Source organism: Enterobacter sp. CCUG 70166, assembly GCF_020224095.1.
Taxonomy (GTDB): Bacteria; Pseudomonadota; Gammaproteobacteria; order Enterobacterales; family Enterobacteriaceae; genus Enterobacter; species Enterobacter intestinihominis.
Window position 1 is genome coordinate 115,481 of sequence record NZ_NRIQ01000019.1, and the last position, 14,235, is coordinate 129,715.

Annotated in this window: 16 protein-coding genes; 4 read left to right on the top strand and 12 right to left on the bottom strand. The window is 56.6% G+C overall.

Translation table 11 applies throughout. The features are described from left to right. The first annotated feature begins 3 nt into the window (after positions 1–3). On the top strand, positions 4–462 hold the full coding sequence (locus tag CKK19_RS09435) for a DMT family transporter (RefSeq protein WP_022648044.1): 459 nt from the start codon (positions 4–6) through the stop codon (positions 460–462). Here the strand turns inward: CKK19_RS09435 and CKK19_RS09440 are convergent. The 8 genes from CKK19_RS09440 to CKK19_RS09475 are packed head-to-tail and all read right to left on the bottom strand — an operon-like array spanning position 459 to position 6,339. Beyond that, positions 459–992 carry a DUF3833 domain-containing protein gene (locus tag CKK19_RS09440; RefSeq protein WP_023300045.1) on the bottom strand — a complete coding sequence of 178 codons (534 nt, stop codon included), beginning with the start codon at positions 990–992 and terminating at the stop codon, positions 459–461. The genes CKK19_RS09435 and CKK19_RS09440 overlap by 4 nt on opposite strands. Next, the gene (locus CKK19_RS09445; protein ID WP_063853664.1) at positions 989–1,513 is read right to left on the bottom strand and encodes a hypothetical protein; all 525 of its coding nucleotides are present in this window, start codon (positions 1,511–1,513) and stop codon (positions 989–991) included. Before CKK19_RS09445 ends, CKK19_RS09440 begins: the two co-directional genes overlap by 4 nt. After that, positions 1,510–1,995 carry a DUF2878 domain-containing protein gene (locus CKK19_RS09450; protein ID WP_038416013.1) on the bottom strand — a complete coding sequence of 162 codons (486 nt, stop codon included), beginning with the start codon at positions 1,993–1,995 and terminating at the stop codon, positions 1,510–1,512. Before CKK19_RS09450 ends, CKK19_RS09445 begins: the two co-directional genes overlap by 4 nt. Beyond that, positions 1,992–3,212, bottom strand: a complete 1,221-nt coding sequence (locus CKK19_RS09455) for an SAM-dependent methyltransferase (protein WP_063853665.1) — start codon at positions 3,210–3,212, stop codon at positions 1,992–1,994. The genes CKK19_RS09450 and CKK19_RS09455 overlap by 4 nt, the downstream gene beginning before the upstream one ends. After that, positions 3,209–3,931 carry a DUF1365 domain-containing protein gene (locus CKK19_RS09460; RefSeq protein ID WP_063853666.1) on the bottom strand — a complete coding sequence of 241 codons (723 nt, stop codon included), beginning with the start codon at positions 3,929–3,931 and terminating at the stop codon, positions 3,209–3,211. The genes CKK19_RS09455 and CKK19_RS09460 overlap by 4 nt, the downstream gene beginning before the upstream one ends. 1 nt (position 3,932) lies before the next feature. Next, the gene (locus tag CKK19_RS09465; RefSeq protein ID WP_063149988.1) at positions 3,933–5,192 is read right to left on the bottom strand and encodes an NAD(P)/FAD-dependent oxidoreductase; all 1,260 of its coding nucleotides are present in this window, start codon (positions 5,190–5,192) and stop codon (positions 3,933–3,935) included. Then, on the bottom strand, positions 5,189–5,908 hold the full coding sequence (locus CKK19_RS09470) for an SDR family NAD(P)-dependent oxidoreductase (RefSeq protein ID WP_063853667.1): 720 nt from the start codon (positions 5,906–5,908) through the stop codon (positions 5,189–5,191). Before CKK19_RS09470 ends, CKK19_RS09465 begins: the two co-directional genes overlap by 4 nt. Further along, positions 5,905–6,339 carry a nuclear transport factor 2 family protein gene (locus CKK19_RS09475; RefSeq protein WP_022648036.1) on the bottom strand — a complete coding sequence of 145 codons (435 nt, stop codon included), beginning with the start codon at positions 6,337–6,339 and terminating at the stop codon, positions 5,905–5,907. The genes CKK19_RS09470 and CKK19_RS09475 overlap by 4 nt, the downstream gene beginning before the upstream one ends. A gap of 258 nt (positions 6,340–6,597) precedes the next feature. On the opposite strand from CKK19_RS09475, the gene CKK19_RS09480 reads away from it, so the two are divergent. Together CKK19_RS09480 and CKK19_RS09485 are read left to right on the top strand one after the other, a co-directional pair. Continuing rightward, complete coding sequence (locus CKK19_RS09480) at positions 6,598–6,795, top strand: hypothetical protein (RefSeq protein ID WP_022648035.1); 198 nt, start codon at positions 6,598–6,600, stop codon at positions 6,793–6,795. A 1-nt stretch (position 6,796) separates the two neighbouring features. After that, positions 6,797–7,549: a hypothetical protein gene (locus tag CKK19_RS09485; RefSeq protein ID WP_022648034.1), complete on the top strand. Its 753-nt coding sequence runs from the start codon at positions 6,797–6,799 to the stop codon at positions 7,547–7,549. 53 nt (positions 7,550–7,602) lie between these two features. Here the strand turns inward: CKK19_RS09485 and CKK19_RS09490 are convergent, their stop codons facing one another. Beyond that, a complete protein-coding gene (locus CKK19_RS09490) occupies positions 7,603–9,579 on the bottom strand; it encodes an alkyl/aryl-sulfatase (protein ID WP_022648033.1) in 1,977 nt (658 codons plus the stop codon). 203 nt (positions 9,580–9,782) lie between these two features. On the opposite strand from CKK19_RS09490, the gene CKK19_RS09495 reads away from it, so the two are divergent. After that, positions 9,783–10,418, top strand: coding sequence for a helix-turn-helix domain-containing protein (locus CKK19_RS09495; RefSeq protein ID WP_032624309.1), 636 nt, complete (start codon positions 9,783–9,785; stop codon positions 10,416–10,418). A gap of 38 nt (positions 10,419–10,456) precedes the next feature. Here the strand turns inward: CKK19_RS09495 and CKK19_RS09500 are convergent, their stop codons facing one another. The 3 genes from CKK19_RS09500 to paaX all read right to left on the bottom strand — a co-directional run bounded on the left by CKK19_RS09500 (position 10,457) and on the right by paaX (position 14,184). Then, positions 10,457–12,454 carry a BCCT family transporter gene (locus CKK19_RS09500; RefSeq protein ID WP_063853668.1) on the bottom strand — a complete coding sequence of 666 codons (1,998 nt, stop codon included), beginning with the start codon at positions 12,452–12,454 and terminating at the stop codon, positions 10,457–10,459. Between the two features lie 179 nt (positions 12,455–12,633). Further along, positions 12,634–13,239, bottom strand: coding sequence for a phenylacetic acid degradation protein PaaY (gene paaY, locus CKK19_RS09505; protein WP_023300036.1), 606 nt, complete (start codon positions 13,237–13,239; stop codon positions 12,634–12,636). Between the two features lie 9 nt (positions 13,240–13,248). Next, complete coding sequence (gene paaX, locus CKK19_RS09510; protein ID WP_032622213.1) at positions 13,249–14,184, bottom strand: phenylacetic acid degradation operon negative regulatory protein PaaX; 936 nt, start codon at positions 14,182–14,184, stop codon at positions 13,249–13,251. Positions 14,185–14,235 lie beyond the last annotated feature (51 nt).

Here is a 14,235-nt window from a genome sequence, read left to right on the forward strand (position 1 = left end):
GTTATGACAGTGATTATGATTATTCTGGCGGTGATTGGCGGCGCGACACTGAGCATTCAGGCTGCCATTAACGGGCAATTAGGCAGCAGCGTGGGGGTATTCAAAAGCGCGTTTCTGACCTTTTCCGTCGGCGCGCTGGTAACCGCCCTGCTCATTTTCTTTTTTGAGCCGAAACAGGCGGTCAGCCTGATGGATGTGCCCAAGTGGCAGCTTCTGGGCGCCCTGTGCGGCGTGCCCTATATAGTGATTATGGTGCTCGCGGTGCAGCGTATCGGCACCGCCGTTGCCACGGTAGCGGTGATCCTGGGTCAGTTGGCCATGAGCATGCTGATTGATAACTTTGGCTGGCTGAACAATGAAGCCATTCCGTTTTCAGCGAGCCGTTTCGGGGCCGTGGTCTGCCTGAGTATCGCGCTCTTCTTCATCTACTCAAGCAGTAAACCTCAGCCCGAAGAGGATTAACCGCCCTCTTTGCGGGTAAAGAACAGCGTCACCGTGGCGACGGTGACGCCAAATTTCTTCATCTCGGTTTTATTGAATAGGCGGGTGCTGTCCTGCAAATACATCCAGTCATCAAAGTGCAGCAGCCAGGTTTTACCGTCCGCCTTCACGTTCATGCTGTAGCGCCAGTTAAGGGCATTGCCCGAAACCTGACCTGTCGCGACACCTTCTATGTCACCCGCCGTGCCTTCGTAACGATCGTGGCCAATGCGGCGGATATGCCAGACGCGCTTTTGCTTCTCGCCGTCGTCATAGACAAAATGCTCGTTCAGCGTCAGCGTATCGCCGATGACATCTCCGGCGATCTCGACGTGAAAACGGCGGATCTGCTTACCGCTGCGGTCCTGCACCATCCCCCACGCCTCGGTTTTGCCCTGGAAGTAGTGGAAAATATCAAGCCTTGGCTGCTGCTGACGATACTCGGTCACTTCTGTGCTGCACCCGGCCACCAGCATTGTCAGTGTAAGCGCCATTAACAGGAATCGTTTCATTGTGGTCCTCCGATTAACTGCTGACGCAGTTCAGGATACGCGGTGCGGGGATCGAGCCAGATCGCCAGAAAGCGCGAGCTAAACGCTGCCGACTGGCGCGGCCCGAGGGGCGTAAATTTTTTCTGCAAAGCCGTGTGGCGATACCAAAATTGCCCCTGACCGTTATTAACCACAAACGCGAGCTGCGTGCCGGGCGTGACGTCGGGCCAGAGCGCTTTTAGCATCCGCAGCCAGGCTTCACTCTGCGGCTCCTGCTGCAAAATGCCCTGCGCCTGCCACTGGTCACGGGTCGCCTCGACCAGGTCGTCGCCATCGATATCCCGGGCATAGGTGATAATCAGCGCGTTATCGCTGTCTGTTCCTGTATAGCTGCCGTCGGGCGTCAGCAGTTGAGAGGTATAAACGGTAAACGGCCCCCAGGTGAGGGTGGCATCGCCTACCTTGCGCCAGCTCAGCCAGTCAGTCGCCTGCGCGTTACAGGCCATAACGGTTAGCGCGAGCGCGAGTAACAGATGTCTCATTGTTGTCTCCCCATCAGCAGGTGGAAAAACAGCATCAGCACCAGCCAGCCCGGGATCATCCAGCTGACGACGATAAAAGTCGGCTCCAGGAACGTGATGGCCCCCAGACGCTCGCCAAACAGGTAGGCCACCGGCCCGCCCAGGGTCGCCAGCGCCGTCAGCAGCCAGCCCGGCAAGGTGGTCGTGCGGGTCAGTTGCGTCCAGACGGTGGCAAACATCAGCCACAGCGCCACCATCCATAGCGGCATCAGAGACGTGCCAGTGAATGAAATCAGCCCCGTCAGCGCCCAGAGGGCGTCCAGCATCGCGCCCGACGCCGCCAGCACAAGGGCGTATACCCGGTGTGATGGCGGTAACAACAGCCAGGCAATCAGCGCCAGCGCGATCCAGATGACCAGCCCCTGCTCGCGAAACAGCACCACCAGCGTCCAGTAGAGATCAAACCCGATGGCCAGCAGAAAGACCTGCCCGTAGCGCTTCATACGCGTTCCGCAGTCAGTTGCACCACGCTGATGGTGCGGGCGTTAAACCCGGCTTCACAGTAGCCGAGGTAGTACAGCCACATCCGGCGGAAACGGTCATCAAATCCGAGCTTTTCAATCTCCTGCCAGGCGTGAACGAAGCGCTGACGCCAGTGCGCCAGCGTGCGGGCGTAGTCCGGCCCCATATCGAAGAGGTTACGCACGACAAAATCGGTATGGCGGGTCATCAGTTCATTCATGGCGGTGATGCTGGGCAAAAAGCCGCCGGGGAAGATGTAGCGCTGAATAAAATCGACGCTTTTGCTGTAGTCGCGATAGCGCTGATCCTGAATGGTGATGGCCTGAATCGCCATCCGCCCGCCCGGACGCAGACGCGCCTGGCAGGTGCGGAAAAACGTTGGCAGGTAGCGTTGGCCGACGGCTTCAATCATCTCAACCGACACCAGCTTATCGTACACTCCGGTCAGATCGCGGTAGTCGCAGAGCAGCACCTCAACGCGATCCTGTAAACCTGCCCGCGCGATCCGCGCGGTGGCCCACTGGTACTGCTCCTGCGATAGCGTGGTAGTTGTTACCCGGCAGCCATAATGACGGGCGGCATATTCCGCCATCGCCCCCCAGCCGGTACCAATCTCCAGCAGATGATCGTTTGCGGTGAGCGCCAGTTGGTCGCACAGCCTGGCCATTTTTGCCTGCTGAGCCGCTGCCAGATCCTGCTCTTCCCCGGTAAACAGCGCGCTGGAGTAAAGGAGTTGTTCATCAAGGAAATGGGCGTAAAAGGCGTTGCCCAAATCGTAATGGGCGGCAATATTTTCCCGTGCCTGCGCGCGGGAGTTGCGCCGCATCCAGTGCCGTAGCCGCTCCACTGGTTTCCCGAGCAGGCGAAACCCTTTTTCCAGTTGCCCGAGGATCTGGCTATTGCGCGCTATCATCTCCAGCAGCGGCGTCAGGTGGGCCGTCTCCCAGTCGCCATCTATCCACGCTTGTGCCGCGGCGAGGCTGCCCCCGGTTAAAATGCGCCAGTAGACGCCCGGAGCGAGTACCTGCACCTCAGCGTGAAGCGCGGTGGAGGCGTCGCCGAACTGGAATGTCTGGGCGCCTTCACGCAGCGTCAGCGAGCCGCCGCGCAGCCCGTTCAGCAGGCGAAAAAGCAGCCATCGCGCGATGCGGACGTTGCGCGGGATATCGGGTTCAAGCGCAAAGACGGGATCGGTCATGAGCGTTCACTCCTGCTTAGGGGATGGTTATGCAGCGGCACGCGCTTCAGCCACAGCCTGAGCGCCTGCCAGTAAATGGCGAAAACGGTTTTGAGGGTCATCAACGGGATCCGCGCCAGCAGCGACCGCAGCGCTGCGCGCGTCAGCGGCTCCCGGCGCAGCGTCAGAGTGGCATCAAACACCTTCGTCTCCTGATGGTTTTCGATATGCATGCGCAGCGTGCTGGCCGGACTGTTGAAGCGCCAGTGGTAGACCATGTCCATCGGATTAAAGGGCGAGACGTGAAACGCTTTTTCCGTCGGCGGTGCGTCCCGCCCCGCTACCGCGTAGTAGTGTCGTTCATTCCACGGCGTGTTGCGGACTTCGGCGAGAACCCAGCGCAGGGTGTCTTCCCTGTCATAGCAGTAGTAAATATTGACCGGGTTAAAATGAAAGCCGAAATAACGCAGTTGGGTTAGAAGCATGACCCGCCCCGCCGGGCGTTCGCCGGTCAGATTTTCCAGACGCTCAAGGACGCGCTCTTTGAGCGGCGTGCCCAGCGGGTAGTCCGCATCATAAAATGCCGCGGGCGCAACGCGGTTACGGCGCACACCGACGGAGGGCAGCGCGTCCAGCTCATCGAGATCGAGCCAGGCCATAAAGACGCTGTAGGTAAAGTGGTGCGCTTTTGGCGAAAGACGGCGATGGCGCAATGTGCCGTGGTAAAGACAGCTGTTCATCTCAGTTGCCCTCCCCGGCCGCAATGGCGTTTACCACATCCAGCGCACTGCGTACCCCATCTTCGTGGAAGCCGTTGTACCAGTACGCGCCGCAGAACCAGCTCCGCTGGCGACCGTTTATTTCGCCACGCCGGGCCTGGGCTTGCCAGCTTTGCGGGTTAAAAAGCGGATGCTCATAGACAAAGCGGCGCAGCACATAGCGTTCTTCCACCGGCGTTTCCGGGTTGAGGGTGACGCAAAACAGCGGGCTACCCGGCGGCAGTCCCTGCAAGATATTCATGTTGTAGGTGACGCAGGCGCTGGCCCGATCCTGCTCGCTGAGGCGGTAGTTCCAGCTCGCCCACGCGCGCTTGCGCACCGGCAGCCAGCGCGGATCGCTGTGAAGCACCACCTCGTTACGCTGCCAGCCGATATCACCCAGCACCTCACGTTCAGCCTGCGTTGGGCTGGCGAGCATCGTCAGCGCCTGAGCGGAGTGGCAGGCGAAGATCACCTGATCAAAGTTGTCTGTTACGCCCTCACGCGTTATATCAACCCCGCGATCGTGGCGAATAACCTGCTGCACCGGCGCATTGAGGTGCAGCGTCAGGCGATCGCCAAGCTTGTCCATCATCGCGCGGATGTACTCCCGGGAGCCGCCCGGCACCACGTACCACTGCGGACGAAGGGTAATGTCCAGCAGACCGTGGTTTTCAAAAAAGCGTAAAAAGAGCGGCAGCGGAAAGCGTTTCATCTCCTGTAGCGAGGATGACCAGATAGCCGCCCCCATTGGCAGAATGTAGTGACGCGCAAAAAAAGGCGTGAAGCGGTGCTGGTGCAGGAACGTCTCCAGCGTGGCGGACTCGCTGACGTCACCCCGGAGCGTCTGTTTCGCCAGCCGGTTAAAGCGCACGATCTCCTTCAGCAGCGTCCAGAAGGCAGGGTTTAACAGATTACGACGCTGGGCGAACAGCGACGTCAGCGTGTGGCCGTTGTACTCCAGCCCGCTCTGCGGGTTATGCACCGAAAAACTCATCTGCGTTTTTTGCCCGCTGATGCCCAGTTCGCTCAGCAGCCCCATGAAGCGCGGATAGGTGCGGTCGTTGTAGACAATAAAACCGGTGTCGATGGCAAAGTTGCCCTGCGGCGTGTCGACATCCACCGTTGCGGTATGACCGCCCGGCGTGGCCTGCGCTTCAAACAGCGTGACCTGATGATGTCCGGCGAGCCGCCAGGCACAGGTTAACCCGGCGATACCGCTGCCGATAATCGCGATCTTCATGATCGCACCATCCTGCGCAGCAGTGCGCGCTGAAGTATATCGGGCAGACCGGAGAGCAGGCGCAGCGCCAGGCTAAACCCGGCGGGAAACGCGATATGATCCTTCCCTTTTGCCAGACCGCGACGAATGGCATGGACGGCGTCCTCCACGCTGACCCGGCCCGGCATCGGGAAATCATTTTTTCGGGTCAGCGGCGTGTCGACAAAACCAGGTGAAACGACCGTGACGGCGATCCCTTTCGGCTCCCAGTCGAGGCGCAGCGTCTCAGCAAACCAGGTTAACGCCGCTTTAGAGGCGCCATAGGCTTCGGCTCGCGGGAAGTGAAGCCAGTGCGCCATCGAACTGACCAGCACCACGCGGTTGCCGGATATCAGCTGCGGCTGCAACGCCGCAAGGCAGTTTACCGGCCCCATGAAATTGGTGGTCATGACGCGCGCCACCAACGCGGCATCCACCTCGCCGCGATCGAGATACTCGCAGGTTCCGGCGCAAAGAATCACCGTGTCGGCAGCACAGTCCGCCAGCGCCTGGCGACAGGCGTCCCTGTCTGTCATATCGAACAGGCGCACCGTAATGTTGGGGCTGTGCTGATGCACGGCTGCCAGACGTTGCGCATCGCGCCCGCAGGCAATCACCCGGTAGCCATCGTCGGCAAAAGATTTCGCCAGCCCGGCCCCGATGCCCGAGCTTGCGCCGGTGATCAGAACCGTTTTCATGATTTTACTCTCCGCTTCACGCCGCGTACGGCCCAGCCGAGCACCGGAAGATGTTCGTAAATCATCTCTCCGGCATCGTAGTAATCCCGCTGGCGAACAATGCGATCGTCGCGCATGTCTACCACAGAGCAGCCCGGCAACTGGCGCATTGCCCCCCGAGCAATACGCGGGTGCGACCAGTGCATCATCCAGGTAACAACAAAGCGATCGCCCTGCTGCAAGGGTGCATCGACGGTAAAGCGGCACCGCTGGACGTTAGCCAGCAGGTGAGTGAAATAGCGCTGAATCGCGAACAACCCGCTGTGTTCGCCAAAGGGATCGATAAGCGTGGCATCGGCGCGATAAATCTTTGCCAGAGCCGAAGGTGGCTGGGTATCCAGCGTGGCGTAATAATCAACGAATCGACTGATGACGGACGGCAACGTGCTCATGGGTCACATCCTGGCTGTAAACAACGTAGCGAAATCGCATAATTAAAACTTACACAATTAGCGTTATTTGTCCAAGTTTGTGCAGATATATTTTCTATACCTCTTTTAATTCAGTACTTTAAAAACTTTCCCTGAGGTGCCAATTTGAGTCAAAAGCAGATTCTCACCGCCGTGCCGTTATTTTTTAGGGATAACCTTAAGGCAAAGGTGCCATTTATCTTCCAGACTTATCCTTTTAATTCATAAGGATGTCACGCGATGAAAAATTTACTGATGGCGCTCTTTTCCAGCCCGGAATCCTTGTTGCAGGTTATGAGTCACCAGGAAATTATCGAAGCCGTAGAGGATGGCGACCGCATCATCATCGATCAGGATGGAAACGCCTCGGTTAACTACAAAAGTAACGAGGTTCGGCAGGACTTTCTGCGCCATGTCAACGCGCTGAAGAGGGCCTGAAATGGGAACGGCAATATTCATGGTATTGATGGTATGCGGCTACTGGTACACCAGCCGCGATCTCTCAACCCGGTTCAAAATTAAGCGTTCATTCGGCTGGGATGTCTATTTCCTTGTGGCGCTGTATGGCTGCATTTTCGTTTTACAGGGCGTGATCGCCACCGGCCTGCTCTGGCTGCTGTTGTTCGCCCTCTCCGCCGCCGACAACACGTTCCATTTCACGTCCGCAAAATACGCCGACTGGCAAATTGATTTTATGAACTGGAGCTTTTTAGGGATTCAGGCTCCGGTCGTGGTGATGCTGGCCTTTGCGATCCTGTTTTGTCTCTATCGTTCTAACTGGGCCGGCAGCGCGCGGCTGGACGGCGAAGGCCGGAAAAAGCTCTACAAGCGGCTGGCACAATCGAGCGGGATTGAACAACTGCTCTATCAGTGCATGGAGGAAGGTGAACTTGCGCACGTCACGCTGAAGTCGCGGCGGATTTATATTGGCATGATCCATACCGCCACGCTGGAGTATGAAAAAACCGCCAATATCGTGCTTATCCCGATGCTGAGCGGCTACCGCGACGGGGAGAACATGCAGCTGTGTATTGAGCACAACTACAGCAAATGGTACGCCGAGCATGAGGTTACGCTCGACTCAGAGCCAAAAAGCGCTATGGATTTCCGTAAGGTGATCATGCTTGATCAGATCGAGAGTATTTCGCTGTTCGATCCGGCAAGTGCCAGCGCGCTGGCGATGCGTGAATAAAAAAATGGCGCCTTATTTCTAAGGCGCCAGGATTATGTGGATGAAACCTGAACTTATGGCGTTACGATATTGAACCAGAAGTCAAATTTGTCCATGTAGCTCAGCATCTCTTCCAGCTTCGCCCCGTTTCCGCTCACCTTCACGTCACCTTTATCCATCGCCTGCTTCAGCGTCTCTTTCTTAAGGATGATGTTGTTCAGCGTGGTGCGGTCAAGCGCAATAGTTGCGTCGGCATCCTTCGCCTGCGCGTTGGCGGTATGGTTCAGCACGCCGTTTTCCAGCTCCAGCTTGTATTTGCCGCCATCCTTACCGAGATCGACATTGAAGACCGCCTTCGCGTTACCGGCCCGCACCCCGTTGATGTGCACACCCAGGTAGTCGAAGAACATTTCCGGGGTCATCGCTCGCACGGTATCCGGGCTGGCGGTGTTCGGCGTCGGCAGCTTCTTCACGCCATTACGCAGTTCTTGCGCGCCGGTCAGGTAGAAGTTACGCCAGGTGCCCGCTTCCGCCTGGTAACCTAACTGCTCAAGCGCGTCGGCTTCCAGATTACGGGCAGCCTGGTTGTTAGGATCGGCAAAGACCACTTTGCTGACCACCTGAGCAACCCAACGGTAATTACCCTGCTGATAATCCGCTTTGGCTTTCTGCATGATGGCATCAGCGCCGCCCATGTACTGCACGAACTTCTTCGCAGCCTGTTCAGGCGGCAGCTCGTCGAGGGTTGCCGGGTTGCCGTCGAACCAGCCGAGATAAAACACGTAAGTGGCTTTGACGTCGTGGCTAACGGAGCCGTAGTAACCGCGGCTTGCCCACTGTTTCTCGAGCGATTCCGGCAGCTTAAATTCTGCGGCGATCTCATCGCGAGTCAGGCCTTTGTTGGCCATACGGAGGGTCTGGTCGTTGATGTAGCGGTACATATCGCGCTGGCCTTTCATCAGCTTGACGATATTCTCGTTACCCCAGGTCGGCCAGTGGTGCTGCGCAATAATCACTTCCGCGTCCGCGCCCCAGCGCTCAATGGCGGCGTTAATGTACTTAGACCAGGCCAGCGGGTCGCGGATTTTCGCGCCGCGCAAGGAGTAGGTGTTGTGCAGAGTATGCGTCACGTCCTCTGCGGCCTCGATCATTTTCTTCTCTTTGACGTACCACAGCATCTCCGACGGAGCTTCTGAACCCGGCGCCATCATAAAGTCGTAGGTCAAGCCGTCGATCACTTCTTCCTGTCCGGTATGGGTAATGTAGTCGGTCGGCGGGATGAGGGTGACAGTACCCGCAGAGGTGGTGGTGCCAAGGCCTGCACCCACCTGGCCTTTTGCATCCGGCTTCAGCAGGTTGCCGTACATATAGCTCGCACGGCGGCTCATCGCGTTTCCGGCCATAATGTTTTCGGAAACCGCCTCTTTCATAAAGCCATCCGGCGCGTAGATTTTCACTTTGCCAGACTTGACGTCAGCTTCGTCAACCACGCCGCGCAGGCCGCCATAGTGGTCAACGTGGCTGTGGGTGATCACCACAGCCACGACCGGTTTCTTGCCGCGGTTTGCATAGTAGAGATCCAGCGCTTCTTTCGCCGGTTCAGCGCTTAACAGCGGGTCGATAACGGTAATGCCCTTCTCGCCCTCAATGATGGTCATGTTGGAGAGATCGAGATTACGGATCTGATACACGCCGTCGGTGACCTTAAACAGCCCGCCAATGTTGATCAGCTGTGACTGACGCCACAGGCTCGGGTTAACCGTATCCGGGGCTTTTTCACCCTCTTTGACGAAATCATATTTCGCCGGGTTCCAGATAACGTTCCCCTGCTCGCCTTTGATCATGTTTTGCGGCAGCGGGGCGATAAAGCCTTTATGGGCATTTTCAAAGTCGGTTTTATCGGCAAACGGTAATTTGTTATACAGGGCGTTATTAGCCTGCTGGGTTGTAGGAGTGGCATCCTGCGGCTGTACTTCCGCAAACGCGGAAAGCGACAGCGACGTCAACACACCGGCCAGCGCCAGATGTTTAGCGATTATCGTTAATTTCATTAAATGGCCTCATAGATTAATTGCGCCGCCAGCGATATTTAATTGTGGCGGATAATTTTAATGCGAACTCATTGAGGACCATTCTAACCAGAATACCTTCCCTTCATAGTCCCATATGGGACTGGTTATTTATCGATTCGTAATCCGTGGGCTATTGCTGCTATACTCGCTACCATAGCAGACGTTGCGGGGAGAGGCTTAGCGTGAATTTCCAGGATATCCATACCTATTATCAGCAACTCAATATTGGGCAATTTTTTCCGCAAATGCTTTGTGAAGGCGAGGTCTTAACCGTTGCCGCAAATAAAAAACTCACCGTTGAACCTGGCTATATTTATTTCTGTACTGAAGGGTCGCTGACGATATTAATGCCTGATGATGGGCTGAATATTGGCAATACTATTGAGTATATGCCGATCGGGTTAATGGAAAGGTATTGTCCACTGGCGAAGTATGAATATCGCAGCAGTGCCAGGGTGAAACTGGTGAGAATATCCTGGGCCGACTTCGACCAGATATTTTTCCAGGGTGGGCCTGAGCGCATGCAGGCGCTGGCCACCATACTGACCTATATGTCGATATTCACCATCGACCTGCATAACGAACGCAGGCAGGTCACCAGCTACCAGACCATTAAACCCATGCTCTATCGCTATCTTTATCGGCAGGAAACCCACACGGGAGAGAATGAGGGTCTGGCGCTGTTTATCATCAAGCGCACTAACCTGTCGCGAACGCATGTCTTTCGCGTGCTGGCGGATCTTAAAGCCGGGGGCTATATCACCATGAAGCGCGGAAAGCTGGTGTCGATAGACCGTCCGCTGCCGGAGGCGTATTAAATTACGCCCCTGAAGCGAATGCTTCAGGGGCTGGCTGATTAACGCACCAGGTGCAGGAAGTGCAGATGTTTTTCATACTGGTCCAGGATATCGTTAATTAACTGCTCCTGGTTCCAGCCCATCACATCGTAATTTTGCCCACCTTCCTTGAGGTAGATTTCTGCCCGATAGTACCGGTGCTGTTCTGCTTGATTCTCATCATTCTCCATGGCCGCTAGCGCGAAGGTCGGCGAGTTATAGCCACGCAGCCTGACTTCATAAATGAAATTCAGCTCATTGCCTAAATCCACCTCAAGGCGAATACGATCGTCCGACGCGTCGCTGATATGGCTCTGCGTTCCCTGTTTATTCAGTTCATCCTGCACCAGCACCATGGCCGGTTTGATCACCTCTTCCATAAAGCGTTTCACCAGGGAGCGTTTAGGTAAGAAGGCGATGTTACGCAGTCTGCGCTGCCACGGAATGGGGTTACGGGCCGCTGTCGGCGCGATCGTGGCCATACTCAGGCTCTCGCGTTTGGTCAAATCGCGTCGGAGCGCCTTCAGCAGGCCATAGATCGACACCAGCAGGATCATCGAGAACGGTAGCGCGCTGGCGATGGTCACGGTTTGCAGCGCACTCAGTCCGCCCGCGAGCAGCAGCGCGATAGCGACTACGCCCATCAGCGCGGCCCAGAAGATGCGCTGCCAGACGGGGGTATTGGCCTCGCCGCCGGACGCGAGGGTATCCACCACCATCGCCCCGGAGTCGGCTGAGGTCACAAAGAAGACGATGACCATCGCCATGGCAATAAATGACAGCACGGAAGAGAACGGGAAATGCTCAAGGAAATTAAACAGCGCCAGCGCCACGTCCTGCTGGACGGTATTCGCCAGATCGGACGCTCCCTTGTTCATGATGAGGTAAATGGCGCTATTGCCGAACACCGTCATCCACATCAGGGTAAAGCCCGCCGGGACAAACAGCACGCCGGTCACGAACTCGCGGATGGTTCTGCCGCGGGACACACGGGCAATGAACATCCCGACAAACGGCGACCAGGACAGCCACCAGCCCCAGTACAGCAGCGTCCAGCCTCCCAGCCAGTTGCTGGATTTCGGTTCATAAGCGTAAAGGTTAAACGTCTTGCTCACCAGCTCGGACAGGTATCCGCCGGTATTTTCCACAAAGGATTTCAGCAGGAGTACGGTTGGCCCCAGGCACAACACCAGCACCAGCAGCAGTACCGCCAGCCCCAGATTGAGCTCTGATAAAATGCGAATGCCTTTATCCAGACCGGACACCACAGAAATGGTCGCCAGCCCGGTAATCAGGACGATCAGGATCACCTGCACGGTATCGTTGATGGGTACGCCAAAAAGGTGGTTCAGCCCGGCATTGACCTGTAAAACGCCGTAGCCTAACGAGGTCGCCACGCCAAATACGGTGCCGATTACCGCGAAGATATCCACCGCATGACCTATCGGGCCGTAAATACGGTCGCCGATAATCGGATAAAGCGCCGAACGAAGCGTCAAAGGCAGGCCGTGGCGGTAGCTGAAGAACGCCAGAATCAACGCAACGATGGCGTAGATAGCCCAGGCGTGCAGCCCCCAGTGGAAGAATGTCAGCCGCATGGCCTCTTTGGCCGCAGCGACCGTTTCAGGTGTCCCCACCGGCGGGGAAAGGTAGTGCATGACCGGCTCCGCCACGCCGAAGAACATCAGGCCGATCCCCATCCCGGCCGAGAACAGCATCGCGAACCACGAGTGGTAGCTGAAATCAGGCTGGGAGTGGTCGGGCCCGAGTTTAATATCGCCGTAGCGGGACAAGCCGAGGAACGTCACGCTCATTAAAATCAGCGCGACGGCAAGAATGTAAAACCAGCTGGCGTTGGTGAATATTTGCTGTTGCAGTAGCTTAAAGTTTTTATCGGCAACGTCAGGGAAAATCGCGGCAAAGGCGACAAGAAGGAAAATTAACAAAGCAGATGTGTAAAATACCGCTTTGTTAATCTGGCTTTTGGACTGCTTTGGGATAGTGTCGTTTCCACTCATATAGTGTCTTCCATAAACGCATTGACCGCTCTGAATGAGAGGCGTGATCTGCGTCAGGGTAACAAAATCCCTTTATGAATGCAGGTCTGAAACGTTCAATTATACACTATCCCCAAAGGGTATTTGTTGCGCGTTAACGCATCCCTATGCCATTGCATTATTTCGCAGGCAAGAAATGGTTAATTATCCCGGCCAGCCGACTTGGGCCGTAAGTTCTCATCGAATACCAGCCGTTTTCGTCCGGGCTCTTCTTCCCGCAGCGGCTCTACCTGATGCAGCGTCTGCTTACAGCGATCCACCAGCACCTGATACTCCCGCGTGCCCTGCTTTTTCCACTCTATTTCCTGCGCGCTTAGCTCACGAATCGCTTTCGCCGGACTGCCAAGGATTAAGTGATTCGCAGGCATTTCCGCTTTGGCCTTCACAAACGCCGCCGCCCCGACGATGCTGTTTTCGCCGATCGTCGCCCCGTCCATCACCACCGCATTCATCCCCACCAGCGCATTACGACGGATAATGCAGCCGTGCAGGATCGCACTGTGGCCGATATGCCCGTCCTCTTCCACCACCGTGTCCTGCTCCGGAAAACCGTGCATCACGCAGTTATCCTGAATGTTCGCGCCGTCTTTCACCACGATCCGGCCAAAATCACCGCGCAGGCTGGCGTTGGGGCCTACGTAAACACCTTTGCCGAGGATCACGTCGCCAATCAGCACCGCGGTCGGGTGAACATAGCTCTCTTCAGGCACGACCGGCGTCAGACCATCAATTTGATAAACAGGCATACCCTCTCCTTATGTGATATTCAGACCACCAAAACGCTGGTGATAAAGCGTGCCGGGCGCGGGCAGCTCGCCGACGGAGGTTTCCCCCTTCTCACTGACAAACGCCAGGGCTCCCGCTGCCACGCGCTGGTAGATGTTAATGCACAGCTGTCGCGCGCTCTGTCCCGCCCAGTGCGCCGGGAGTAACTCCTCCGGCAACAGCGGATCTTTCAGCACCACGCGACGATAAAAATGAATGAGTAACAGCTGGATCTGAAAGCAGCGTTCCGGGGTTAAATCCTCGGGCGACGCCTCTTTCAGCAGCGGCAGCAGCGGACGGAACGAGTTGATAAACGTTTCGTACATCGCGTTTTGTTCGGTCAGCTGCCAGCACTCTTCCACGCGGGATCGTAATGCCGCGCGTGACAAAGCCAGCGGCGAATGAGCTTCAAAGAAAATGACGTTTTCCGCCACGCCCGCGTCATGCAACAGCGACTGCACGTCCGCGAGGTTCTGCGACGGCGAGGCCATCAGGCTCGGCGCCAGCGTGCCGAACCCTTGCCAGATGAGCTGTTTTTTCACGTCCGCGAGCGTGGTTTTATCCAGCCCCTCGGAAAGCAGCAGCAGCCATTTACCATCCCACGCCGGCAGTTCTGCACGGTAGATTTTATTTTCCGCGCGTCGGGTCAAACGCAGCCCCTTGTCGCTGAGACGGTAAAAGCTGCGGCGGCCAATGCGGGACACGTCCAGCCAGCCCTCTTTGTTGAGGCGAAACAGCGCGGTGCGCACAAAGCGCTCCCCGAATCCCATCCCTTCCAGCAGGGCCGCCAGGCTGCCGAGCCAGATCTCTCCGCCGCGATGGGAAAGCGCGTCGCCATACAGCGAGGAGATAAGCGACGTTCCGCTGACGGGAACAGAGCTGACTGCGTGCTGGATAAAGGCATCAAGTTTATTCATGTGATTCATTCTGTTGTTATTTTTTTCCTGGATGAATCATAGCATAGGAATTTGGGGTTT